20 protein-coding genes and 1 tRNA gene are annotated in these 26995 nt (G+C 45.7%); 18 read left to right on the top strand and 3 right to left on the bottom strand.

From position 1 onward, the window contains the following. Positions 1-31 precede the first annotated feature (31 nt). Positions 32-1465: a proline--tRNA ligase gene (gene proS, locus G632_RS0105050; protein ID WP_022767942.1), complete on the top strand. Its 1434-nt coding sequence runs from the start codon at positions 32-34 to the stop codon at positions 1463-1465. 14 nt (positions 1466-1479) lie between these two features. Here the strand turns inward: proS and G632_RS0105045 are convergent, their stop codons facing one another. Continuing rightward, positions 1480-3162 carry a diguanylate cyclase domain-containing protein gene (locus tag G632_RS0105045; protein WP_022767941.1) on the bottom strand — a complete coding sequence of 561 codons (1683 nt, stop codon included), beginning with the start codon at positions 3160-3162 and terminating at the stop codon, positions 1480-1482. Next, positions 3155-4876 (bottom strand): GGDEF domain-containing protein, encoded by a 1722-nt coding sequence (locus tag G632_RS0105040; protein WP_022767940.1) that lies wholly within the window; start codon positions 4874-4876, stop codon positions 3155-3157. The genes G632_RS0105045 and G632_RS0105040 overlap by 8 nt, the downstream gene beginning before the upstream one ends. A 99-nt stretch (positions 4877-4975) precedes the next feature. Between G632_RS0105040 and G632_RS0105035 the strand changes: the two genes are divergently transcribed. The 16 genes from G632_RS0105035 to G632_RS18875 all read left to right on the top strand — a co-directional run bounded on the left by G632_RS0105035 (position 4976) and on the right by G632_RS18875 (position 25623). Next, positions 4976-6349 (top strand): CCA tRNA nucleotidyltransferase, encoded by a 1374-nt coding sequence (locus tag G632_RS0105035; protein WP_022767939.1) that lies wholly within the window; start codon positions 4976-4978, stop codon positions 6347-6349. Next, positions 6336-8093, top strand: coding sequence for a PEGA domain-containing protein (locus G632_RS0105030; RefSeq protein WP_022767938.1), 1758 nt, complete (start codon positions 6336-6338; stop codon positions 8091-8093). The genes G632_RS0105035 and G632_RS0105030 overlap by 14 nt, the downstream gene beginning before the upstream one ends. A gap of 2 nt (positions 8094-8095) precedes the next feature. Continuing rightward, positions 8096-8335, top strand: a complete 240-nt coding sequence (locus tag G632_RS0105025) for an RNA-binding S4 domain-containing protein (RefSeq protein WP_026512395.1) — start codon at positions 8096-8098, stop codon at positions 8333-8335. A gap of 50 nt (positions 8336-8385) precedes the next feature. After that, entirely contained in the window at positions 8386-8697 is a 312-nt protein-coding gene (locus tag G632_RS0105020; protein WP_022767936.1) for a septum formation initiator family protein, read from the top strand. A gap of 81 nt (positions 8698-8778) precedes the next feature. Further along, on the top strand, positions 8779-10197 hold the full coding sequence (gene tilS / locus G632_RS18885) for a tRNA lysidine(34) synthetase TilS (RefSeq protein WP_022767935.1): 1419 nt from the start codon (positions 8779-8781) through the stop codon (positions 10195-10197). Further along, positions 10190-10714 carry a hypoxanthine phosphoribosyltransferase gene (gene hpt, locus G632_RS0105010; RefSeq protein WP_022764867.1) on the top strand — a complete coding sequence of 175 codons (525 nt, stop codon included), beginning with the start codon at positions 10190-10192 and terminating at the stop codon, positions 10712-10714. The genes tilS and hpt overlap by 8 nt, the downstream gene beginning before the upstream one ends. 38 nt (positions 10715-10752) lie before the next feature. Beyond that, positions 10753-12618: an ATP-dependent zinc metalloprotease FtsH gene (gene ftsH, locus G632_RS0105005; protein WP_022767934.1), complete on the top strand. Its 1866-nt coding sequence runs from the start codon at positions 10753-10755 to the stop codon at positions 12616-12618. 218 nt (positions 12619-12836) lie between these two features. After that, positions 12837-14930, top strand: a complete 2094-nt coding sequence (locus tag G632_RS0105000) for an alpha-glycosidase (protein WP_022767933.1) — start codon at positions 12837-12839, stop codon at positions 14928-14930. 65 nt (positions 14931-14995) lie between these two features. Continuing rightward, a complete protein-coding gene (gene fba / locus G632_RS0104995) occupies positions 14996-15859 on the top strand; it encodes a class II fructose-1,6-bisphosphate aldolase (RefSeq protein ID WP_022767932.1) in 864 nt (287 codons plus the stop codon). A 91-nt stretch (positions 15860-15950) separates the two neighbouring features. Further along, positions 15951-16454, top strand: a complete 504-nt coding sequence (locus G632_RS0104990) for a GreA/GreB family elongation factor (RefSeq protein WP_022767931.1) — start codon at positions 15951-15953, stop codon at positions 16452-16454. A gap of 32 nt (positions 16455-16486) precedes the next feature. Continuing rightward, entirely contained in the window at positions 16487-16993 is a 507-nt protein-coding gene (locus G632_RS0104985) for a flavin reductase (protein WP_022767930.1), read from the top strand. 32 nt (positions 16994-17025) lie between these two features. Next, complete coding sequence (locus G632_RS0104980) at positions 17026-18366, top strand: ABC transporter substrate-binding protein (RefSeq protein WP_022767929.1); 1341 nt, start codon at positions 17026-17028, stop codon at positions 18364-18366. 21 nt (positions 18367-18387) lie between these two features. Beyond that, on the top strand, positions 18388-21480 hold the full coding sequence (locus G632_RS20970; protein WP_022767928.1) for an ATP-binding protein: 3093 nt from the start codon (positions 18388-18390) through the stop codon (positions 21478-21480). A gap of 24 nt (positions 21481-21504) precedes the next feature. Continuing rightward, entirely contained in the window at positions 21505-22701 is a 1197-nt protein-coding gene (locus tag G632_RS0104970) for an FprA family A-type flavoprotein (RefSeq protein ID WP_022767927.1), read from the top strand. Positions 22702-22733: 32 nt separating this feature from the next. Continuing rightward, the gene (locus tag G632_RS0104965) at positions 22734-24374 is read left to right on the top strand and encodes a DUF5722 domain-containing protein (protein ID WP_242826708.1); all 1641 of its coding nucleotides are present in this window, start codon (positions 22734-22736) and stop codon (positions 24372-24374) included. Between the two features lies 1 nt (position 24375). Further along, on the top strand, positions 24376-25623 hold the full coding sequence (locus G632_RS18875) for an AAA family ATPase (RefSeq protein ID WP_022767925.1): 1248 nt from the start codon (positions 24376-24378) through the stop codon (positions 25621-25623). Between the two features lie 47 nt (positions 25624-25670). Here the strand turns inward: G632_RS18875 and G632_RS0104955 are convergent. Next, positions 25671-25744: transfer RNA gene (locus tag G632_RS0104955), tRNA-Pro, on the bottom strand. Positions 25745-25896: 152 nt separating this feature from the next. On the opposite strand from G632_RS0104955, the gene G632_RS20965 reads away from it, so the two are divergent. Beyond that, positions 25897-26988, top strand: coding sequence for a GGDEF domain-containing protein (locus tag G632_RS20965; protein ID WP_022767924.1), 1092 nt, complete (start codon positions 25897-25899; stop codon positions 26986-26988). Positions 26989-26995: the final 7 nt, after the last annotated feature.

Raw genomic sequence — 26995 nt, 5'->3', positions numbered from 1 at the left:
CCACTTCATAACGAAAGAGAGAGGAGAAATTATGGCAGACAACAAGAAACTCGTTTCTGAGATCACATCCATGGATGAAGATTTCACACAATGGTACACAGACGTATGTATCAAGGCAGACCTTGTAAGCTACTCAAACATCAAGGGATGCATGGTTATCAAGCCTGCAGGCTATGCAATCTGGGAGCTTATTCAGAAGCACCTCGATGCAAGATTTAAGGAGACAGGCGTTCAGAACGCATACCTTCCTATGTTCATTCCCGAGTCACTTCTTCAGAAGGAGAAGGATCACGTAGAGGGCTTTGCTCCTGAGGTAGCATGGGTAACTCACGGAGGACTTGAGCCTCTTACAGAGAGATACTGCGTACGTCCTACATCAGAGACACTGTTTTGCGACTACTACAAGGGAGAGATCCACTCCTACAAGGATCTTCCACAGGTTCTCAACCAGTGGTGCAGCGTTGTTCGTTGGGAGAAAGAGACTAGACCTTTCCTTAGAAGCAGAGAGTTCCTCTGGCAGGAAGGACACACAGCTCACGCAACAATGGAAGAGGCTGAGGAGAGAACACAGCAGATGCTTAATGTCTATGCTGATTTCCTTGAGAACGACATGGCTATTCCTGTTGTTAAGGGACGCAAGACAGATAAAGAGAAATTCGCAGGTGCTGAGGCTACTTATACAGTAGAGGCACTTATGCATGACGGACGTGCTCTTCAGAGCGCAACAAGCCACAACTTCGGTGACGGCTTTGCAAAGGCTTTCGGAATCCAGTACGCAGGAAAAGACAATCAGCTTCACTATGTATGTCAGACATCCTGGGGACTTACAACACGTACAATCGGTGCCATGATCATGGTACACGGCGACAATTCAGGTCTTGTAGTACCTCCTAAGATCGCTCCTGTACAGGTAGTTGTTATTCCTATCCAGCAGAAGAAGGAAGGCGTTCTTGATGCAGCTTACGATATCGCAAAGAGCCTTTCAGATTATAGAGTAAAGACAGACGATTCCGACAGAACACCGGGATTTAAGTTCGCTGAGCAGGAGATGAGAGGTATTCCTGTTCGTGTCGAGATCGGACCTAAGGATCTTGAGGCAGGTAAGTGCGTACTTGTAAGAAGAGACACAAGAGAGAAGATCGAATGTGCTATCTCAGAGGTTTCAGCTAAGGTTGGCGAGCTTCTTGATACAATCCAGAAGGATATGTTCGAGAGAGCTAAGAAGCACCTTGCAGAGCACACCTTCGCAGCTCACAACAAAGAGGAGTTCGCAGAGGCCTTCAAGGAGACCAAGGGCTTTGTAAAGGCTATGTGGTGCGGATGCCAGGAGTGTGAGGACAAGATCAAGGAAGAGTTCTCAGCTACCAGCAGATGTATTCCTTTTGAACAAGAAAAGCTCTCCGACACATGTGTAATGTGCGGAAAGCCTGCAACCAAAATGGTATATTGGGGACGCGCGTATTAATGCGCGTCCTTTTTTTATCTCTTCATCATGTTTGCGTAGTGAGCTCTCTTGTAGTCATACATTCTCTGATCAGCCAGCATGAATACGGAATGTGTATCCCCATCTTCTGTCTCATCTCTGAAGGCATAGCCATAGGATACGCTGTGGTTTACGTCGGGAACTTTTTTATCAAGCTCTAAGAGTTCCTGATCCAGTTTAACAAGTCTTTTATCAAGCTCTATCGGAGTTGTCTTTTCAATCAGCACCAAAAATTCGTCTCCGCCGATTCTGGTACAGACTCCAAGATCACCAATAACTGCTTTAAGCGTATCCGCAAAGGACTTAAGAAGTTTATCCCCGGCAGGATGGCCGGCATTGTCGTTGACTTCTTTTAGACCGTTAAGATCAAGGCTGAGCAGGCAGAAATTCTTATCTGACTTATTAAAGGTAACAAGCCTTTCGTCGCAGCTGACTCTGTTGGGAAGGCCGGTGAGATTGTCGATATAGGCAATCTTGGTAAGGGCTGCATACTCTTTTTTCTGGGCAAAAGAGTGTGTCATATAAACAAAGTAATTGAGCAGCTGCATAAATACGAAGAACATAACTCCGGTGGGCATAATGGCGGAAATGATCGGAGTGTTGGCAAAGCCTATATACTGGTGAAGCACGGCGGCTATTATATAGCCAAACAGTGATATTGCCATGAAAGTTACGCCGCACATTAAGATCAACCGCGAGGAGTTGTGGCTTTTGCTCTTTAAGTCCATGTAGACATAGGCTCCCAGTATGAACATACCTACTGTAGAAATGAAGTAGTAGGGGTACTGGAAATGATTAATGTGCACGACATTCAAGAAGTGCAGGAACATGAAAGCAAGCGTAAAGGCAAGAGTTGACAGACCCATTACTACCAGTATCCTGTTTTCCCAGCGCCTGTGGAGGTCAAAGACTATGGCATAGATAAGCGGCGTAATCAGGTACATAGTGCAGAACTCCAGCGTGGTATTTATGGCAGGTGGAAGCACAAAGTCTGTAACGTCAAAGGCAGTAAGCAGCCAGAAACCAAGAACGATATTGAGGACGGAGCATAGTATCTGCGTAGTAACGCCGGCTGACCTGATGTAGAAGAGCAGGGATATTATCAGGAATACCTCACCGAACATCAACATGAAAAGACCTATAGTGAAGGGATAGATCATTGAATGGATCATATCTCTGTAAATGTCATCGAAATCTCCTATTACAGGCGTGATTATGTCGGCTCTTGTGTCGTTTTCGGTAACGTAGAGTCTGATGGTAAGTCTTTTACCCACGTAGTTGTCAGGAAGCGGGATGAAATTGTAGCCTACACCGATAAACTCTTTATTTGACGAAGTCTCAGGAACTGTGCTGTTTATGAGCTCTTCATCCAGGAATATCTCATAGTAGCAGTATCTTGTCTTAAAGGCGAGGTAAGGAAAATCACAATGAATATCAACAAGAGGCGCTGTCTGATTCAGGTAGACCACGTCGCCTCTCGAGAATGAAGCTCCCACCTGCGTGCTCATGTGCTCAAGATTAGTGTTTAAGTACTGCTGGTTTCTGTAGGTTACAGTCCAGCCCTTTTCGAGTTTCATAATAGGGTGCGTTGGCTTAAAGGAAAAGAAAAATGCTGCAAACGTAAAGAACAGTGCAAGTAGAGCCAGGGCTAAAGTAAGGAAAGATAAGAATTTACGCATTCTTTATCACCTCCTTACGCTTGTCAGACTGATGCTCTCTCTTCATCTCATACATACGGCTGTCAGCCAGCATGTAGACCTCCTGAGCGGATCCGCTGGGGACTTCGTAGCTGTAGGCATAGCCGTAGGACGCACTGTATTGGAATACCTGCTCTTTGTGATTCCAGTCGCTGATCATCGAGTAGAGCTCGTGTATCCTCTTGGTGGTGCTAAGGGCTCTTTCTTCTGTGAGGATTACGATAAACTCATCACCGCCCATTCTTCCTACAAGGTTAGCATCCAAAAAGCAGTCGGAGAGTATGGTTGCAAAGCCGGACAGAAGCCTGTCGCCCTCATGATGGCCAAGGGTGTCGTTGACGTGCTTTAGTTTGTTGAGGTCGAGACTTATTATGGTGTACTGAGCGCGCTCTTTTGTAAGCAGATCCATTACCTGCTCACAACGTGCTCTGTTGGCCAGTCCCGTAAGAGGATCCGTGTATGCAAGGGAAGATATCTTGCTTTGCATGGACTGAAGGTTTGAGTTGTAGATGATGTAAAGCAGATAACTAATAAGGAGCGAACAAACAAGAAGTACGGCGCCTGCGGTGAAGAATGCGATGGTAGTTGATGATTCACCCTGCTTTGAGAAGTACTTGGTGTAGTTGTATCTGAAGATGTCAACAACCGACAAAAGCGTGAAAATGATAAGACCTGCGGAAAAGACATTGTCGGAGGAAATCAGACGGAAATCCGGATCCTTAAATAGTTTTGCTGCAGCTCTTATGATTATTACGGTGCAGACGATTGCCTCAAAAAGGGCAAGCCCCTGAAGCATAGGTGTAAATTCGAAGATCCTGCGGCTTGCAATGACGGTAAAGAAGAATACCGAAAGGAATACCAGAACATTTGCAACAAAAAGTGCTCTGAATATCTTCTTTAGCTTATCTGTTGAGATGGACATGAAGTATCCGATGATGGCTGTCGGAATATTGTACATTGAAGAATATTCGCAAATGGTGTTAAGGCTCGGATTGTTGCACAGAAGATCGATAAGTCCGTAGAAAGAGTATATGAACAGACCAAGAAGTAGTGATATAAGACCACTGAAGAAGAGTCTTAAGTCATTGCTGTGGTAAATAACCATGTAGGGAGAGAGGATCATCAAGGCAAGGCCCAGGATCATCAAAAAGTCACCGATTATTATATTTGATCGCATGCCAGAGATGTGATAGGTCAGAATGTCGCGTCTTTCACCGACAGTTATGGGAGAGGCGCCTGAAAATGACCGGGTTCTGGTACCGGAAATGGCAATCCTAAGCTCTTTTCCCAGATAATCCTGTCCCAGGGCAATGTAATTGTAGCGCTTGGGGACGGTACGGTCGTTTTCATAGTAGTCATGACCGAAGGAATAGATCAGCTCATTATCGAGATATACATCTACCAAAGCGTGGATGGAATACATGATAAGACAGGGGTTCTCGAGCTTGAAATCAGGAAGTTTGCGGCTAAGGATCACCACATCACCTTCGTCAATAAGGCCAAGACCTGCATCGAGAAGTGAATCCGAAGAGTACGGGACACCATTTAAAGAGATCTCCCAGCCATCGTTCAGGCTGTAGATCCCGGATCCCGGTTTAAAGAAAGTATCTGAAATAAAGAAAATTGCAATAACTGATATTATGAGCAGCAGTATTGCCGCCAATTTATCATAGCGACTATAGTCCCAAAATTTCATAAACTTTTCCTCATTATTACATATATTTAGTATATAACCTTAATGACAAAATTCCTAGCAAATATTCACAAAATCAGGCCTATAGGCTATTATGAAGGTATGAAGATTACAATACCGGAAAATGCAAAATTCATTCTCGACACCATGCACAAGGCAGGTTTTGAGGCTTATATAGTGGGTGGCTGTGTTCGTGATGCCCTCTTAGGAAGAACTCCGGAGGACTGGGACATCACCACTAATGCGCTTCCTCAGGATACCAAGAAACTCTTTAAAAGAACCATCGACACCGGTATAGAGCACGGAACCGTTACGGTGATGATGGGAAAAGAGGGGTATGAGGTAACCACCTACAGGATTGATGGAATTTACGAGGACGGCCGTCACCCCAAGGAGGTCACATTTACAAGGGACCTCTATGAAGACATGATGCGCAGGGATTTTACCATAAACGCCATGGCTTACAATGAGGAAGAGGGTCTGATCGACAGGTTTGATGGCAAAAAGGATTTAGAGGACCATATCATAAGGTGCGTCGGGAATCCAAGGGAGAGGTTTTCTGAGGATGCCCTGAGGATCATGAGAGCTGTGAGATTTGCCGCTCAGCTTGACTATGAGATCGAAGAAGAGACGAAGAAAGCCATAAAAGAGCTTGCTCCTACCCTCTCAAAGATCAGCGCCGAGAGAATTCAGACAGAGCTGGTGAAGCTCCTGCAATCTCCCCATCCGGAGAAGATCAAGATGGCTTACGAGCTGGGAATAACCGCGGTGATCCTTCCTGAATTCGATAAATGCATGGATACGCCCCAGGAGAATATCCACCACATGTACAACGTCGGGGATCACACGGTGGAAGCCATGAAGAATGTGCGTCCTGACAAGGTTTTGCGCCTTACAATGCTGATGCATGATATGGGAAAACCTGATACAATGGAGATAGATGACGAGGGAGTTCATCACTTCTACAACCATGACCTGGTCAGCGCTGAGATCGCAAAAAAGATCTTCAGGCGCCTTAAGTTTGACAGAGATACCATGGACAGGGTCTGCAACCTGGTTCTCTACCACGATTACAGGTTTCCGCCCAAGGCTTCCAGTATCAGAAGAGCCATGGCCCGTGTGGGAGAAGAAGATTTCCCTCTGCTTTTTGAGGTCAGATATGCAGATACCATGGCCCAGAGCGATTATCAAAGAGATGATAAGTTGCAGGTCATTGAGCAGTGTAAAGCTGTATACAAGGAGATTTTAGACAGGAAGGACTGTGTTAACCTTAAGAACCTGGCAGTCAAGGGGAAGGACCTCATTGATCTGGGGATTGCCCCCGGTAAGACTCTGGGAAACATCCTTAGTGCGATGCTGATGGACGTCATTGAGCATCCCGAGCACAACACCAAGGAGTATTTGCTTAAGCCGGAGCGCCTAAGAGAAGAATACATGAAGGATCATGTGGAACGGGAGAACCATGATTACGACTAAAAGAATACTCAGGGCACTACTTGCAATTACATTATCGTTGGGCATGCTTGTCTCTTCGCCGCAGAGCATAACCAGGGCGGCAGACAATGCTGATAAGATCACTGTTTCACTTATCGGCAAGTATGATTCTGCAGATACTGCGGCCATCAGAGAGATCGACACCACCAAAAAGCTCATAAGATTCAGGAATCATCAGACAGGCAAGACCTACACCCTCTCCTATGACAACACGAGCATGATGTATGATGCCAGGGGAACGGTTTTGTCGGCATCTCTTTTAGAGGTTGGAGAGATTGTTGATGTCACTTTCCTTAAGAGCAGCAAGCATATTACAACATTAAATGTTTCATCTGATGCCTGGGTTGTGGAAAACACAAGAAACCATGACCTTGTAAGGGGTGACGGAACAGCAAGGATCCAGGGAGATATCTACAAAATAGATGCAAGGACTCTGGTCATGGCTGAAGGCGAACTTGCTCTTGCTGAGGATGTACTTGATACAGACAGAATTACAGTCAGTGGTATTGGAAAAGATATTTACAGCGTGGTTGTCACAAGCGGACATGGCTATGTGAGCCTTTCTTCGGACACTGTTGAGGACCACAGCCTTGTGGGAGCATGGCTTGAGCTTGACAACGAGGTAATACACAAGATTTCTCCGAACATGATGCTCAGCGCCCCGGAGGGAGATTACAATCTCCAGATCCTTGGTAACGGCGCAAGCTATCAGACTGAGGTAAACATCAGTCGCAATCAGGAAACCGTGGTTGATACGGGAAGAGTATCCATATCAAAGCCAAAAGAGTCACTGATCACCTTTGAGATCATCCCGGAAGACGCTGAGGTCTTTGTTGACGGAGAAAGGGCTCTTACAGGAGTTCCACAGAGCATCAATTACGGCTATCACACCCTGAAAGTCCTTGCAGACGGTTATGTTACCCAGAATAAGTATCTCAAGGTTGGAACAGCCAAGGCAGTTATTCAGATAGAACTGGAAAAAGACTCCGATGCAGCAGCGGACGCATCAAGCGAGGATGCTTCTACTTCGGTGGGTTCAAGCAGCAGCGCATCAACACTGACAAGCTATCCTGTCGGCACAATAGACTTTGGTGAATCAAGCTCTGCAGCTTCCAAGGCAGCCACAGTCAGCAGCAATTCCTCTTCGGAAGAGGATAAACCAAACAAAGAGATTAAGGGATACAAGATTTATTTCGATAAACCTTATGGAGCTGAGGTGTATTTTGACGGCGCCTATGTGGGCGTTGTTCCCACCAGCATAAACAAGATTTCCGGAAATCATGAAGTCATCCTTAAGATGGACGGATATGAGACCAAGAGCTACAGGATCAACGTGGATAAAGAAGAGGACAACAAGTCCTACTCATTCCCTGATCTTGTAAAGATTGAGACAGACGATGATTCCTCCTCGTCAAGCAGCGCATCCAGCGGAGATTCCTCATCAAGCAGCGACTCTTCCAGCACGGATGACTCATCAGACAGTGGTGACAGTGCCTCAACAGAGGATTCATCATCTTCAGGAGATGCTTCAACTACCGAGGATTCAGCACCTGCAGGAGATTCCGGCTCGTCATCTGACAGCGCATCCACAGAGGATTCTTCAGGGGAAGGAGACTCGGCATCAGAGGATTCCTCCAAGGAGAGCAGCTCATCCGAGGATGCATCAAAAGAAAGCAGTACAAACGAAGGAGCAAGCGATGCAGCAAGTGCCGTATCCGGTGAATGATAATGAGACTTGATAAGTATTTAAAAGTAACCCGACTGATTAAGAGAAGGACCGTGGCCAATGACGCCTGCGACGCCGGCAGGGTTTCCATAAACGGAAAGCCCGCCAAGGCAGGAACAGAGGTCAAGGTTGGAGATAAGATAACCATAGGCTTTGGCAACAAGGATGTCTCCGTGGAAGTCCTTGACGTGCAGGAAACCGTGCACAAAGAGGATGTGAGTAACCTTTACAGGTACATTTAGCTGTATTACAATAAAAATGGTGATATAGTGTTTGAAAGTAGGGGGTAATTATGGCGGCGAGAGCTCGTTATAAAAGGCGCAGGCTCACAAACAGAGCGGGTATCGTCTGGGCAAGCATCGTTGTACTTATTCTTGTGACGGTGGTTTCTGTAAAGAGTATCGGACTTATGCAGAAAGCCAGGGAATATCAGGAAAAGGAACAGCAGCTTCTGCAGCAGATCGAGTACGAGAATCAGAGAAGTGAAGATATCGCTGAGTTTGAGCGCTATACAGAGACGCGTAAGTATATAGAGGATACAGCCAAGGAAAAGCTGGGACTGGTTTATCCGGGAGAGATCATCTTTAAGAACTCGGATAACTGATAGCTAAGCAGTTAGGCGCAGACATCTATACGGGGGGTTCGTATGAGTCTGCGCTTTTGATATTCAAGAAGCACGATTCTAATGGACAAATTCACATCAAAGGTACTTAGTTTCATAAAGGAAAACGGGATGTTATCCCCGGGGGATAAGGTTGTGGTCGGCTTCTCAGGAGGAGCGGACTCCACAGCTCTTTTAAACGTGCTCTGGGAACTAAGGGCCGTCCTGAAGATCGAGGTGGCAGCCATTCACCTAAATCACGGGATGAGGCAGGAGGCCGGGGAGGACGAGGAATTTTCAAGGACCTTTTGCCTTGAGAGAGAAATCCCCTTTAGATCGGTGGAGGTAAGCATCCCAAAGATGGCGAGGGAGCTGAAACTGACAGAAGAGGAAGCCGGAAGAAGAGCCAGATACGAGGCCTTCGAGCTTTTTGCAAAAGAGATCGGTGCCGGGGTCATAGCTGTTGCACATCACAAAAACGATGTGGCGGAGACTCTTCTCATGAACCTGACGAGGGGGTGCGGGCTTCACGGGGCAGCAGCCATAAGGCCTGTGAGGGACAACATCATAAGACCGCTTCTTTGCGCAGACAGGAATGAGATTGAGAATTACCTTCGGGAAAAAGAGATCTCTTTTTGCACAGATAAGACCAATTTTGAAAATATCCATACCAGAAATATCATCAGAAACCGCCTGATCCCGGAGTTTGAAGAAAATGTAAATCAGAAAGCCGTAAGTCACATGGCAAGGGCAGCAGCCTCTTTTGAAAAGGCGGATGAGTTTGTAAGAAGCTATGCCCGTAAGGTATTTGAGGACATTGCTGAGGTTTCTGAAGAGGCGGTTAAGATTGACGTTACGGCGCTTCTTAAGGAAGCTGACATCATCAGGGAAAACGTAGTACTGATGGCATTTGAGGAGCTTGTAAAGAGCCGCAAGGACATTGGATTTGTCCACGTGGATGACGTTCTTGGGCTTACTGATGACATATCGGGAACAGCATCGGTGGACCTTCCCTATGGTCTTAGAGCTGTAAGAACATACAATATTCTTTATTTGGGACCTGTGGAAAACCGGATGACTTCAGATGAGGAAATAAGCTTGTCCCTCGCGGATGGAGAGGAAACTGAAATAGACATTCCGGGACTCGGAAGGGCTCAGATTGCAGTAATTTCCTACGATGAACAAAAAGAAGTCCCCACACAGACATATACGAAATGGTTCGATTATGATAGAATACAAGCAGTTTCATTTCGAAAGCGAAGACGGGGCGACATCATCCGGATAAGTCAGGGAGGGGAGCTACATTCCAAGGAACTGGCCAAGTTCATGACGGATGAGAAGATACCAAGACCTGAAAGAGACAGTATATACATTCTCTGTGACGGGGATGAAGTTATGTGGGTTCCGGGCTATCGAATGAGTGATGCTTACAAGGTAAGTAAAGCTACTAAAAGGGTTTTATCAATAAATATCAATCAGACTGGAGGAAAGAGTAATGGCTGAATCTGTACGTATATTACTTTCAGAAGAGGAAGTAGACAAGAGGATCAAGGAACTTGGAGAGGCAATAAGCAGGGATTATGCGGGCGAGACCGTACACCTTGTATGCGTCCTTAAGGGCGGTGTTTTCTTTATGTGTGAGCTTGCCAAGAGAATCACAGTTCCTGTAACAATGGACTTTATGTCTGCATCAAGTTATGGAAGTTCAACAAAATCCAGTGGTGTAGTTAAGATCGTAAAAGACCTTGATGAGCCCTTAAAGGACAGACATGTACTTATCGTTGAGGATATTGTGGATTCAGGCAGAACCCTTTCATATCTGATCAAGATGCTTGGGGACAGAGATCCTGCCAGCATCAAGCTCTGCACACTTCTTGATAAGCCTGAGAGAAGAGTAACAGATGTAAAGGTTGATTACACAGGATTTGAGATTCCTGATGAATTCGTGGTTGGATATGGACTGGACTATGACCAGAGATACCGTAACCTTCCTTATATCGGAGTAGTTGAGTTCAACTGATCCGAAGGAAAGTATTGTTAAGAGGGGAAAAACGCAAGTTGAATCGTTCAAGGAACTTTAATTCGATATTTATTTTTGTGATCGTGCTTCTTGTGGCCGTTGTGGTCCTGGAGTACGGAAGAGGACTGGTGGATAATTCAGGACCTGCTTATAACAGGGCTTCTCTTGAGAGAGACGTTGAGGCAGACAGAGTTCTGTACGCAGTTATCACACCTAATTCCGAGACGCCGACAGGCCAGGTAAGAGTAAGCTTTAAGGATGAGACCACAGACGCAAGCTTTTACTCAACGGATGTTGTTGATATTGAGAAGTATCTCACTGAGAAGGGCGTAGGCGTCGAGGTCAAGGATGTCCCTTCGGAAAATGTACTTATAAGTGGCATAATTCCCATAATTGTGGGATTGATAGTCATGGTATTTATCTTCTCGCTCTTTTCCAACATTCAGAGCCAGGGTTCAGGCAACAGCAAGATGATGAACTTTGGAAAGAGCAGAGCCAGAATGTCCACAGGTGAGGAAAACAAGGTTACCCTCAATGAAGTGGCAGGTCTTAAGGAAGAAAAGGAACAGCTCGCTGAGATAATCGAGTTTTTGAGAGACCCCGAGAAGTTCACCAAGGTTGGAGCAAGAATTCCCAAGGGAGTTCTCCTTGAAGGTGCTCCCGGAACAGGTAAGACCCTTCTTGCAAGAGCAGTTGCGGGAGAAGCGGGAGTTCCGTTCTTTAGTATTTCAGGTTCAGACTTTGTGGAGATGTTCGTAGGTGTCGGCGCATCAAGAGTAAGAGATCTCTTTGCGGATGCAAAAAAGAATTCTCCATGTATCGTGTTTATCGATGAGATCGACGCAGTAGCAAGAAGACGTGGAACAGGAATGGGCGGCGGACACGATGAGAGAGAGCAGACACTGAACCAGCTCCTTGTTGAGATGGATGGTTTTGGTGTCAACGAAGGTATCATCGTAATGGCAGCAACAAACAGAGTAGATATCCTTGATCCTGCTATCTTAAGACCGGGTCGTTTTGACAGAAAGATCACTGTTTCAAGACCTGATGTGGGCGGAAGAGAGGAAATCCTCAAGGTTCATGCCAAGAACAAGCCCCTTTCCGATGACGTAGATATCAAGCAGGTGGCACAGACCACAGCAGGATTTACCGGAGCAGACCTTGAGAACCTTCTTAACGAGTCTGCAATAAGGGCAGCCATCGATAACAGACAGTTCATCAAGCAGGAAGATATAAACAAGGCCTTTATCCAGGTTGGAATAGGAACAGAGAAGCACAGCAGGATCATCTCTGAAAAGGAGAAGAAGATCACCGCTTACCATGAGACAGGACATGCGATCCTCTTCCATGTACTTCCCGAGGTTGGCCCTGTTCACACAGTATCCATCATTCCTACAGGCCTTGGGGCAGCAGGCTATACAATGCCACTTCCCGAGAACGATGATATGTTCCTTACAAAGCGCAAGATGCTTGAGGATATCATGGTTTCTCTCGGCGGAAGGATTGCTGAGGAGATCATATTCGGCGAATCTGATATCACGACAGGCGCTTCCAGTGACATAAGAAAAGCTACTCAGGAAGCCAGAAGCATGGTTACCAAGTACGGTATGTCCGGTAATATCGGTGTCGTAAACTATGACGACAACGAGGAAGACGTATTTATCGGCTATGACATCTCTCACACCAAGAAGCACTCTGAGCTGGTGGCAGGAGAGATTGACCAGGAAGTTAAGAACATCATTGATAAGTGCTACAAGAAGGCCAAGGAGATCATCCTCCAGTATGAGGACGTTCTTCATGCAAGCTCCAAGATTCTGATCGAGAAAGAAAAGATCGGAAGAGAAGAGTTTGAAGCCCTCTTTGAAGGCCACACCATCACTGAGGATGTGGATGTAGAACTTTGATTGTGAAATATGCACAAAAACATGACGCTGTTTTTGACAAATTTGTGAAGTATTAGTCTTTACGTGGGTTTGAGGGGATGCTAGTATAATAGGCGTAACCCCCCAATACATTATATAGTTTTTTGCTATACCCCATAAGAAAGAAATACCTTCTCTAAAAAGACAGCTACCCCGCTGTCTTTTTTACTTTATACGAAAAAATATTTAAAGGAACTACTATGAATCAGTCGGCATTCTTTCACGACATGACCTTGGATTATCTAAGGCCTGCGGAACCAGATATCGGGCGTATTACGGATTTCAGATTCAGATGCGCTCATGGGGAGGCTTTGCAGGTTTATTTGGTGTACGGATCTGAGAGCAGAAAGATGAAGCACTCCGAGACTGATAACGGTTTTGATTACTTTGACGTTTCAATAAATATAGGCAAGGATCCATTCAGATATCACTTTGAGATTACAGGAAAAGACGGAAGTTTCTGGCGCTATGACAAAAGAGGCGCTGTTTCTGACGTGATGGAGAGTATGAGATTCCTTGTTATCCCGGGATTTTCCACACCGGAGTGGGCCAAAGGTGCGGTTATGTACCAGATATTCGTTGACAGATTCTGTAACGGCGACCCGACTAACGATGTGATGACCGGAGAGTATTCATACAGCGGATTTAAGGCCAAGAAGGTCGATGACTGGGGGAGCTACCCCGATCCTAAGACGGACTTTTGTGAGTTCTACGGGGGTGATCTTCAGGGCGTACTGGACAAACTTGATTATCTGAAGGACCTTGGAGTAGAGGTTATCTACTTCAATCCATTGTTTGTTTCTCCGTCCTGTCACAAATACGATATCCAGGACTATGATCATATCGATCCTCACTTTGGTAAGATTGTTGAGGATGGTGGCGACATTCTCCCTCAGTTTGAAAAAAACAACAAGAGGGCAGAGCGCTATATTAGGCGCGTCACCAATAAAAAGAACCTCGAGGCCTCTGACAAGCTCTTTGCCAAGGTTGTGGCAGAAGCTCACAAGAGAGACATAAGAGTCATTTTGGACGGAGTCTTCAACCACTGCGGATCCTTTAACAAGTGGCTGGACAGAGAGCTCATCTACGAGGATGCAAAAGGGTATGAGAAGGGTGCCTATGTGGCAGCCACAAGCCCTTATCGAAAATATTTCTCATTTTCTCAGGACAAGTGGCCCTACAACGCAAGCTATGATGGCTGGTGGGGGTACGATACCCTGCCCAAGCTCAATTACGAAGGGTCAAAAGAGCTTGAGGACTACATTATAAGCATAGGCAAAAAGTGGGTTTCGGAGCCCTATAACTGCGACGGCTGGAGACTTGATGTGGCAGCGGACCTTGGACACTCTGAGGAGTACAATCACAGATTCTGGAAGAGGTTCAGGGATGAGGTCAAAAAGGCCAATCCTGAGGCCATTATCCTTGCTGAACACTACGGACCGGCAAAGAGCTGGCTAAATGGCCATGAGTGGGATACCGTCATGAACTATGACGCTTTTATGGAGCCTGTAACCTGGTTCCTTACAGGAATGGACAAGCACAGCGACGAGTTCAGACCGATACGTGTGGGAAATGCCAGAGAGTTTTTTGATACCATGCTCTATGCAGGGGGCGAGAATTTCACAATGCCTTCTCTCTACACAGCCATGAACGAGCTCTCAAACCATGACCACTCCAGGTTCCTTACAAGGACCAGTCAGAAGGTGGGAAGGTGCGATACGCTCATGTCTTCATCGGCTGACACAGGTATCAGAAAGCATGTGATGAGACAGGCTGTAATGATACAGATGACCTGGCCCGGAGCACCTACACTGTACTACGGAGACGAAGCAGGAGTCTGCGGATTTACTGATCCCGACAACAGGAGAACCTACCCCTGGGGCAAGGAAGATAAGCAGATGCTCGCTTTCCATAAAGAGATGATCCGTATTCACAAGGAATGTCCGGAACTTAAGACAGGTTCCGTAAGAGAGCTATATGCCGAGAACAACTTCATGGCCTATGGAAGATTCAACAGAACCGCGGCTGTTGTGGTTGCAATAAACTTAAATGATTACGAGATCACAAGAGATATTCAGGTATGGCCCATGGGAATCCCGAGGGATGCCAGGTTCAGGCAGCTGATTGTCTCTGACAGCACGGGATTTGACGTTTCACCAACTACAAAGACCGTAACGGACGGAGTTTTGAGCCTTACAATGTCCAGAAACACAGGATACGTTCTTCGATACGATAGTTTCGAAGCAACAACGGATGAAGAATTCTGGACAGATAACTTCTTTGGGTTTGATTAAACAAAACAACAAGTATATAATGGTTTTAACCATCAAAACTATCAAATATAAAGGGGAGAAACAAAATGTTAGTATCTGCAAAAGACATGCTTGTAAAAGCAAAAGAAGGCCACTATGCAGTTGGTCAGTTCAACATTAACAACCTTGAGTGGACAAAGTCAGTTCTTTTAACAGCAGAAGAACTTAAGAGCCCTGTAATCCTTGGTGTATCTGAGGGCGCAGGTAAGTACATGACAGGTTTCAGCACAGTTGCAGCTATGGTAAGAGAGATGGACAAGAACCTTGGTATCACTGTTCCTGTAGCTCTTCATCTTGACCACGGCACATACGAAGGATGCTACAAGTGCATCAAGGCCGGATTCACATCCATCATGTTCGACGGTTCTCACTACGATATCGAGGAGAACGTTGCAAAGACTTCAGAGCTCGTTAACGCAGCTCACATGCTTGGCCTTTCAATCGAGGCTGAGGTTGGATCAATCGGCGGCGAGGAAGACGGTGTTGTAGGAATGGGCGAGTGCGCTGATCCTGCAGAGTGCAAGAGAATCGCTGATCTCGGCGTAGATATGCTTGCAGCAGGAATCGGTAACATCCATGGTAAGTATCCTGAAGGATGGCCCGGACTTAGATTCGACGTTCTCGATGCAATCCAGCAGCAGACAGGTGTAATGCCTCTCGTTCTTCACGGCGGCACAGGAATTCCTTCAGACATGATCAAGAAGGCTATTGACCTTGGCGTATCCAAGATCAACGTAAATACAGAGTGCCAGCTTTCCTTCGCAGACGCTACTCGTAAGTACATCGAGGCAGGCAAGGATCTTGAAGGAAAGGGATTTGACCCTCGTAAGCTTCTTGCTCCCGGCGCTGAGGCTATCAAGGCTACAGTTAAGGAGAAGATGGAGCTCTTTGGATCAGTTGGCAAGGCTTGATTCAGGTAATAGACAGATTTTCCGGAAGGGTAGAGCCAAGGCTTTACCCTTCTTTTTCTTTTAAATTAAATGATCAGGGGTATGGGTTTAAATGAACAACGAATTAACCAAAAAAGACATCGAAGATATGGAAGCTGAGATCGTGCACAGAAAGGTAGTTGTGAGAAAAGAGCTTTTGGAGCACGTAAAGGAAGCAAGAGCTCAGGGCGATCTCTCGGAGAACTTCGAGTACTACGCAGCAAAAAAGGCCAAGAATCAGAATGAGAGCAGGATCAGATTCTTAGAGAGAATGATAAAGACAGCTCACGTTATAGACGATAATACTAAAGACGACGAAGTAGGAATGAATAAGACCGTTACCATCAGAATGGAAGATGACGGCAGCCTTGAAACCTACAAGGTAGTGACCACGATGAGGAAGAACTCCCTAAAAGGCCTCATCAGTATTGAGTCTCCTTTGGGCAAACAATTACTTGGACATAAGGTAGGAGACCGTGTTACTATTATAGTGAACAGTGAAATTAGTTACGATGTAACGATAATGAACATAGAGAATACCGGATTGACCGAGGAGGATACCATAAGGGATTTCTGACTCGGGGCTCTTAAGAGAAGTGGAGGGAATACATGCACGTTTTTCAGCCAGTTGATCCTGTCGATATTGAGCAGGGAGCGTATACTTTTGACGGTACCAAATTTCTTGTTACAGCAGGAAGCGGAGGCAAGGTAAACACAACCACGGCCAAATGGGGTGGCGCAGGTTATCTCTTTGATAAGAGAGTTGTTTATATTTTCCTTCGTGGTAAGAGATATACCAGGGAACTCCTTGATGAAGCCGGTGAGTTTTCACTGAGCTTTCTTAATCAGCAGGAATTTAGAGGGGCCTTTAAGTATCTTGAGGCCGTTTCCGGAAGATTAGAGGATAAGATTGCCGGTGCCCGTCTGACAGTTAACTACGATGACGGGATACCTTTTATTGACGAGGCCGACAATGTCATAACAGCAAGAGTACTCTACAAAAAGGACTTTAGGGAGGATGGTTTTGTAGATAAGAGTCTGGCGGATGAATATGAAAAAGATGGAGAATATTATATCGTCTATGTTGGGGAAATCAAGAAGATCATGATCAGGTGATGGCTAAGTAAGGCTATTCTTATGAGGTACATATGAAGGGCAGGAAGCTAAGAAAGATCTTTGTAAGTATTTTTTCCTCAGTAGCTGTTCTGACAGGTGCGCTCAGTGGTATAAATGTTGCCGGGGCGAACCTGTCTTTTGCTGCGGAAATCCCTGAAACCCACGTACTTAAAGGGATGGAGTCTGCCCCGGAATCAGGAAGAGAAGAAGATCTGACAATCAGGATCGGTACCTGGTACACCGAGGACAATCTAACTAATCTTAAGGCATATCTGGCCGAAGAATTTCCAAATTACAATTTTGAATTTGAATATATCGGGAAGAGCAATTACGAGCCCATTATGGATGCGAAGCTTTCTTACAAGGGAGCTCCGGATATTATTTACGTCAACCAGGAGATGGCTGAAAAGCACGCCATTACCGGCTATATTGCCAACCTTAGCGACATAACCGAGAAGTTTAACAAAGAGGCAAAGATAGCTTTTGGCTACGGAAATGCAGTTTATGCAGTTCCGAACACCTCGGAGCTGGAATGTATCTTTTACAACAAGGACATGTTCAGCGCAAAAGGAGCAAGTGTTCCAACGGATTTTGCCACATTCATAGGAGCCTGTGACTACTTCAGAGTAGTGAGAAAGATAAGACCACTGGCAGCGAGCCTTAAGGATCCTTACAGCTTTGCCAACAGCGCCATGGGAGTTCTTGCAGCAAATTACTTCTCCACCGACAGAGGAAGTGGCTTTGGAGGAAGACTACAGTACGGAAGAACATCTTTTTCGGAAGAACTTCGTCCCTACATGAAGGACTGGGAGACACTTCTTGAGCACAAGGTCCTCACCCCTGAAATGTACACCATTGACGGGAAAAGAGCTGTCGAAGAATTTGTAAGTGAAAAGGCAGCCATGATAGTCGGAACCCCTGAGACGTTTCTTGCCATCAAGGAAGCAAGGCCTGATATGAATATCGGAACGATGCCCTATTACGGAACGGACGGAGTGGGAATGGCGATAATAGGTGGATGTGACCTGGGATTTGCGCTCAATTCAAACGCCCTGAACTATGACAAGGCAAAAGAAGTGCTGGCTTCTCTTTCAAGAGTTAAAGGCCAGGAAGCTCTCTGGAAGGACAGACCCGGAAGCCAGACATATCTGGAAGGGTACGCTTTTAACGTAGATGAGGCATATAAAGGGATTGAAGTCTGCTACAAAAAGGGACTGGTGTTTACTCCCTGGATGGACTGGGGAAAGGACTTAAACAGAAGAGTGCACTATACCTACGGAAGAGAACTTCAGAAAGTGCTTCTAAAGAGAGAGACGCTGGATGAGGCGCTTGCCAACGTAGATAAGCTTGTATATGAGATACTCCACGAGTGATAAGTAAGGAGCGGCTAAAGAATGAGAAGGATTGGAAGGATTGGAAGGTTCGGATACGCGAGCAGCATAAGGAAAACCCTTATCCGGGTATTTGCTGTGCTGATCATAGTTCCCATCTTATTGCTGGGAAGCTATTCTTATATTGTTGCCAGAAATAACCTGATCGAGCAGACTAAGATCGCCATGATAGGAAACGTGGATGTTATCTCACACGGTATTGAGAACGGTGTCAAAAAAGAAAATGACGTCGTAAAGTTCTTTTCCTATGAAGACGAATTCAGAAAAGCGCTGGAGAGAGTAAAAAATGATCCGTATACCCTGACAGAGGAGCTCAATGATGAGATCGAGCCCCTTATCTGGTATTACCTGAGCAGCGACACAAATATTGAGTCCATAATCATATATTCGGATCTCATAGACGGCGAGCATATGGGGGACTTCCTTCTAAAGCCCACCACCGACAAACAGCTGCAGTGGTATCAGGAGACAAGTGAGGAATACAGCGCTTTTTGGGATGTTGACGATGACGGAGGAGTATATCTTATTAAAGCGCTGCTGGACTCCCCGACATCCTCAAAGCGCATAGGAATGATCGCGCTTAAGGTAAAAGACAGCGAGTTCTTTTCCATAGTAAACAAGACCGGTTACCTCAATAACGGAATCATAATCCTGGACTCCAACGGAAAGACCGTCAATCACAGAAAAATTGATGATACAGCCCTTGAAGAGAGGATCCTGAGCGATATAAGAGACGGAGAAGTTGAGGAGTTTCACTCAACCGGTGAATACTTTATTGCAGAATCTCAAGGTACGGCAAATGGCTGGACACTCTATTACTATGTAGACAGAAACGAGATCACAGCTGACGTATACAGCATACTCCTGTCAGTCATCGTAATTGCAGTGGTGCTCTTTTTGGCGGCATTTGTATTCGGCCAGCTGTTTGCGGATCGCTTCAGTAAGAGGCTTGGTGCCATCAATGATATGGCCCATGAGATTGAGAAGGGACATTTTGACGTCAAGAATCCGGATAACCACAATGATGAGATAGGACAGCTCTCCGAGTCAATGGAATCCATGGCGGATACCCTGAACAAGATGGTTAAGGAGATCGACAGGATGAACAAAGAGCAGCTCATGCTCAAAGACAATGATATTCATTACAGAGAGTGGCTCTTTGATTTCGTGGTTGAAAAGAACAATGATATCCTGGCAGTTATAAGCGGAGACGGGTATGAGGCGAGCTTTATCACAGCCAATGCCGAGGCCGTACTTGGTATTCCGGCAGACGAGCTGAAAGCAGATATTAGAAGCCTCAATCAGGCTCAGAGAAAGGGCGATGGCAAGGACAAGAGGATTGACGAGGCTATTGAGAATGCAAGAAAGACCGGCGACACTCAGGTATTTGAGGAGATAAGGCTTAAGAATGTAAAGACAAACGAGCATCTCTACTATCGTGGAATCATCGTCTGCACCATTGATGACGGCGGAAAGAGAATGGCTGTTGCGCTCTATGACAGAACTCAGGAGTTCAGACGCAATCATCAGCTTCAGGAGGCTCTTAGTGCTGCAGAGACGGCAAATAAGGCAAAGACCAGCTTCCTTGCTAACATGTCCCATGACTTCAGGACACCTATGAATGCCATTACCGGCTTTAATCTGCTGATCGATAAGCATGCAGACGAGCCGGATAAGGTAAAAGAGTATACTCACAAGATTTCACTTGCATCGCACAATCTGCTATCGCTTCTTAATGATGTCCTTGATATGAGTAAAATCGAGTCGGGCAAGACAACGCTGGATATCCAGGAGATGGCTATAGGACTGCTTCTTGAGGAGATCAACTCTGTCATTGGTTTCCAGGCAAAGGCCAAGGATCAGACTTATACTGTGAAGATTGAAAACATGCAACATGACGTTTTCATGGCGGACAAGCAGAGAGTCAATGAGATACTCATGAATATCCTTGGAAATGCTGTCAAGTATACTCCTGAGGGAGGAAAGATCGACTTTACCATTTCTGAGTCCGATTCTTCTTCAGAAGGCTTCCAGAATGTGAAGTTTGTTGTTGCTGACAACGGAATCGGAATGAAGCCGGAGTATAAGGATAAGATCTTTGATGCCTTCTCGAGAGAAGAAAAAGGCGCAACCAAGACCATCCAGGGAACAGGACTTGGAATGGCCATAACAAAGAGCCTTGTAGAGCTTATGGGCGGAACTATAAGGGTTGAGTCGGAAGAAGGCAAGGGAAGTACATTTATTGTAAATCTGCGACTTAAGGCGGTAGAGACCGGGAATGTGGATTTCTGGAAAGCCCATGGAATGCACACGCTTCTTACTGTCAATGGAAGCTTGACGGATGATAAGGTTTATAAGGAAAAATACAAAAAAGACCAGATGGATTCCACAGTGGCCACAGGCGGATATGAAGCCCTGAAGCTGGTGGAGGAAATGGCGGCAAAAGGCAAGGCTTACGATCTTATAATTGTAGATGAAAACTATGATGACATGGAGCCGGCTGAGGTAATAAGAAATATCAGAAAGAAAGATAAGAGCCATCACAGCGTAATCCTTGCAGTTACCGAGTTCTTTGAGAAAAATGAGGATGCTCTCAGAGAAGCCGGCTGCAATGAGGTTATGCAAAAGCCGGTATTGCCGTATAACTTAAGGACTACCATAGACGAGATCACCAAGATAGAAACATCCGCGGCAGAAGAACCTAAGAACCCTCTTGAGGGCATGAAGTTCCTGGCTGCGGAGGATAACGATATCAATGCGGACATCCTGATCGAGCTTATGGATATGTACGGGGCAAGCGTGACAAGAGGCGTCAATGGACAGGAAGTTGTTGAAATGTTCAAAGCCGCAAATGAAGGCGACTATGATATGATACTTATGGATATTCAGATGCCTGTCATGAACGGTTATGAGGCAGCTGCGGCCATCAGAGCTCTTGGAACCGACTGGGCACAGACCATACCTATTATCGCCATGACTGCAAATGCCTATGCCGATGACGTTCAACAGGCCTTTGACGCCGGCATGAACGCTCATGTTACAAAGCCTATTGATATAAAGGTTGTTGAAAAGACAATCAGTGAATTTAAAAAATAAAACAGCAGAGAGGAGTTATTTGACATGAAGGGAATCAAAAAGGTAGCAGACGGAATTTTCTGGATCGGAGGGAGTGACAGACGGCTTGAGAGATTTGAGAACATCTTTCCAATACCGGAAGGCGTTTCCTATAACAGCTATTTTATAGATGATGAGAAGACAGCAGTGTTTGATACTGCCGATATCACCGTGGCTGATCAGTACATTGAGAATTTAAAGGAGGCACTTGGGGACAGGAAGCTTGACTATCTTATAGTGCTCCATATGGAGCCGGATCATTGCTCACTTATAGATAAGGTGGTAGCTCTTTTCCCTGAAGTTACGGTAGTTGGCGGTAAACAGACCTTTACATTTATGCAGCAGTTCTTCCCACAGGCACAGGGCTTTAATAAGCTCGAGGTCAAGGAGGGAGATACGCTCTCAACCGGAGCTCATACCTTCAGCTTCGTGGCAGCGCCCATGGTTCACTGGCCTGAAGTTTTATTTGCTTATGATGATAAGAATAAAGCTCTTTTATCCGCTGATGCCTTCGGTACCTTCGGAGCGCTTGACGGCGGAATATTCGCGGATGAATTTGACTTTGAAAAAGATTTTCTTGCCTCAGCCAGAAGATATTATGCTAATATAGTTGGAAAGTATGGCCCTCAGGTACAGGCAGCCCTTAAAAAGGCAGCAGGACTGGACATTCAGATGCTCCTGCCTCTGCACGGACCCGTATGGAGAAAAGACCTAGATGTGCTCCTTGGTAAATATCAGAAATGGAGCACCTATGAATCTGAGGAAGATAGTGTTATAGTAGTATATGGCAGTCTCTACGGACATACAGCCAGCGCTGCTGAGGCAGTGGCTGCATCTCTCCGTGATAAGGGTGTCAAAGGCGTTAAGGTTTATGACGTCTCCGGAACGGATGTCTCATACCTCATCGGGGAAGTATGGCGCTGCAGGAAGATCGTCCTTATGTGCCCTACCTACAATAACGGGGTATATCCTCCAATGGAGAACTTCATAAACGATATGGCAGCACTTGGTGTTCAGAACAGGGTATTTGCCCTTGCTCAGAACGGCACCTGGGCGCCGGTTACCGGAAAGCTCATGAGTGAGAAGCTTTCAGGCCTTAAGAACGTAACCGTTCTTGAAAATGTATTAACCATCAAGAGTGCGCTTCATTCATCGGATGCAGAGGCACTCAATAATTTCACGGATGCGATCATGAACGCATAAGTGGATCAAGTTGGAGGTTTGTTGTGAAAAAAATGAATTTAATGAAAAGGATCTTTGCCGGAGCAATGGTGGCTGTGACTATGATCGCTTCTGCAAAGAGTGCAGCAGTTGTTTCAGATCACAGCGGAGCTGTGGCTGAGGCAGCCGGAAGACCGGTAAGCATTACATCCTGCACAATTCAGGGGGACAACGTTGTTGTAAATGTTTCATGCAGTTCTGTTCCTTCTTCATCAGACGGAAAGTTCTATCTATATGCTGATGAGGTTTATCAGGACGGCTGTGTTGGCAAGATCGTTGCCGAGACAGCAGCAGGAACCAATGCGACATTTACTTTCCCGCTCAATCATTACACTGCAGAATCTAATCTTTCAAAGAAGTTCCTTGTAGCTGTAAAGAGCGGCTCAATGGTTCAGGTAAGTGACGAGCACTACATCACAAACCCTGAGGCTAAGGCTACCAAGACCGTAGCAAGAAATGACCACGGTATGAAGGGTATCCTTCCCAACAGCGCAGATGCAGCAACATTCAAGGATCTTGGAGTTGCTCAGATGGTCTACAACCTTTACATGGGTGATATCGTAGGCCCCGGGGATGGATCAAATGTAATTCCTTTCTCATATAACGGAGTTGATTATCAGTTTAACGGTGCAGCTCTTGCACAGTATGACGGATTTGTTCGCTGGTGTCATGCCAATGGCTTCCAGCTCACCATGACTATTCTTAACAACAAGACAGCAGCCGGCGCAGATCTTATCCATCCTCTTTCAAGAGATGCCCATGTTTGTCCCGGATATGCCATGAATACCAAGGAGGACGGCGGCACACAGCACCTTAAGGCTATCGCAGCTTTCCTTGCTCAGAGATATTCAGGTGGTGCATACGGAACCGTTGATAACTGGGTAATCGGAAACGAAGTAAACGCAAGAACAGAGTGGTATTACCTTAACTCAACAAACATCGAGCTCAATGTCAGCGAGTATGTTAAGGCTTTCCGTATCTTCTACAACGAGATCAAGTCTGTAAATGCCAATGCAAGAGTTTACACATCCTTTGATCAGGAGTGGAACAGAAAGTCAAATCCAGGATGCTTCCTTTCAAAGGAGTATATGGACAGATTCAACTACTACATGAACCGTGAGGGTAACATCGACTGGTCACTTTCAGTTCACCCTTACAACGCACCGCTCTTTGATCCATACGCTTGGAAGCAGCAGTCACAGTATGTAAATACAACACTTGCAACTCCATATATCACAATGGAGAACATTTATATCCTTACAGATTACATGTGCCAGGCATCTTACCTCAATCCTGCCGGAGCGGTTAGAAACATCTCTCTTTCAGAGATCGGCTACACATCAAGCTTTGGTGAGGATGCTCAGCTGGCATCTATCGTATATGCCTACACAATGGCTGAGAACAATCCTTACATCTCAAGCTTTATTCTCTTTAGAGAGACAGATGATGCGCACGAGATGGAGAGCCACATCGCTCAGGGTCTTAAGAACCTTGACGGCAGCAAGAAGATGTCTTATGACGCATACAAGAATCTTGGTACAGCAAACGCCGCAGCTGTTAAAGCTCAGGCATCACAGATTATAGGACAGGACGTAAACGCCCTTGTAACAACAAGAACTTTCCTGTCAAGAAAAGGTTGGTTTTTGAACGATTGATATGGAAAGAGATAAAGAATTAGAAACACTCAAGAAAATTACAAATATGCAGAAGGACCTTTTGGGAAGCCTGTACGGAGACTTTTTCTCTGCAGCAGGAACGGGTTCAAAGCCGGAGACTCCGAGTTTTGAGCCAAAGAGTGAAGGCCCTAAGAACGGCAGCGTATACATTCCCCCTGAAGATAAGAAGAGGGCCGACGAGGCGAAAGCTCAGGGACAGGATGCAATTACCAATGCCAATGACGCCTTAGAGGAGGCGAAAGCTCTTTTTGCAAAAGATAATAATGTAAAGCCCGCCGAGCCCGAAGAGCCCAAGGAGCCTGAAGAGGATCCTATGGAGACCCTCGATAAGCTCATCGGCCTTACTACAATCAAGGATGATGTAAAAGAGCTTACGGCTTTTGTTAAAGTTCAGAAGGCAAGGCAGGAGCAGGGACTTAAGTCAGTTCCCGTTTCACTCCACCTGGTATTCACAGGTAATCCCGGAACAGGTAAGACAACTGTAGCCAGGATCATTGCTCAGATCTACAAGCAGATCGGCGTCCTTTCAAAGGGACAGCTCGTTGAGGTTGACCGTTCGGGACTTGTTGCCGGTTATGTCGGACAGACAGCGATAAAGACCCAGGAGCAGATCGCCAAGGCTAAGGGAGGAGTTCTTTTCATCGATGAGGCTTATGCCCTTGCACAGAAGGATGATGCTTTCGGTCAGGAGGCTATTGATACTATCCTCAAGGCCATGGAGGACAACAGAGACGACTTTGTTGTTATCGTAGCCGGATATACAGAGCCTATGAAGAAGTTCATTGACTCTAACCCGGGCTTAAAGTCCAGGTTTAACAAGTACATCGAGTTCCCGGATTATAACATTGATGAGCTTGAAGAGATCTTCAACATGAACTGCAAGAAGTACGACTACATCGTACCTGAGGATGTTAAGCACCAGATCAGAGCTCTTATCACAGCAAGGAAGATCGAGAATATCGACAATTTCGCCAATGCCAGGGAAGTAAGAAATCTCTTTGAGGAGATCATTACAAATCAGGCTAGAAGGATCGCTGCTATGGCAGAGCCCAGCGAAGAGGATATGATGACCATTCTTTTAGAGGACCTTACCGATACGGTTAAGAAGCCTGAGGAAGAGAAGAAGGAAGAGGAAACTTCCACAGAGCATGCTGCAGAGGAGACTCCTGTAGAGGAAGATGTTCCTGCAGAAGAGGCCGAGCCTTCAGTTGAAGCAACAGAAGAATAATTTAGGCATAATAAAAACCAGTCTACATAAGTAGGCTGGTTTTTTCGTCGAGGCGACAAGATTCGAACTTGCGGCCTCTGCGTCCCGAACGCAGCGCTCTACCAAACTGAGCCACGCCTCGATTGACATTTTTGATGCCGACTTACCTATTATAGGAGAAAATGCTGTGTTTCGCAAGGGCTATCGGCCAGACGAATATTTAATTATTTTTTAACATTCATTCCTGTCCGGATAACGTACAATTGAGGTGTGGAAAAATATAAAGGTGGGTACATGGGAGAAGAGACTTTAAGGGACAGAACTTATAAAGAAATATCCAATGGTGATTATCTGGATAACAGTCAGTACATGGTGGTGGCTGTTTCTCTTGGAGTTACGCATTTTTTGATGGAGTTCTTCTATATCTGGATTGGCTGCACTCCAATGATCATTATCAACATTTTCAGCTTTCTGTCGTATGTTGTCAGCGCGTTTTTGATATCTAAGAGAAGACATCTGATGACTGTATGGATAATGGAGGCAGAGATCTTTTTGCATGTGATTTTTGCCAGTATTTTCCTTGGGATTAAATGTGGATATCATCTGTGGCTCTTTGGTACATTCTCCAGTATATTTCTTCCTTTCTTTATCCCAAATCTGAGTAAAAGGCCCAAAAAGCAGATTGGAGTTTATGCAATTACTATAGTGCTGGGCTTCGAGATTCTTGTTTTCCTTGGAAAACACGGATACTTACCTACAAAATATAATGTTGATGAGAACTTGGCGGAAATACTTTACTACATAAATGCAGCTCTTGGTTTTATCTCCATTATGATCTACACCTCGATCTATAACCAGAGAATGGCTATGAAGAATGAAGAGATGACGTATGTGGCCGAACATGACTCGCTTACGGGAATCTTCAACAGAAACAAGATACAGGGTATCCTTGAGGCGGAAATTCTAAGAAAAGGTGACGTCAAAGAAGGAAATCTCTCAGTTGCCATCTTGGATGTCGATCATTTTAAGCAGATCAATGATACTTACGGACATCTGACGGGCGACAGCGTCCTTAAGAGCATTACCGAATGCTTCAAAAAGTATCGTGACAAAGGCCTTATCTACGGAAGATGGGGCGGAGAAGAATTTCTTTTGATATCTCCCGAGACAATTTCCTATGAAGAGTTCGGAGAGATGCTGGAGGATCTGAGGATGACCGTTGAAGCCCTCCAGCTTACATCCGGAGGAGAGACTATCAGGGCAAGCGTATCCATAGGCGCAGCAGCCTACGAAGAGGGCCTGAGCATGGATAAGTTCGTGCAGAAAGCTGATGAGAGGCTCTACGTGGCCAAGGAAAACGGAAGGAATAAAGTGATTGTCGGCTGAGAATCAT

The organism is Butyrivibrio sp. NC2007, from assembly GCF_000421405.1.
Classification (GTDB): Bacteria; Bacillota; Clostridia; order Lachnospirales; family Lachnospiraceae; genus Butyrivibrio.
This window is presented reverse-complemented; position numbering and strand designations above follow the sequence as displayed.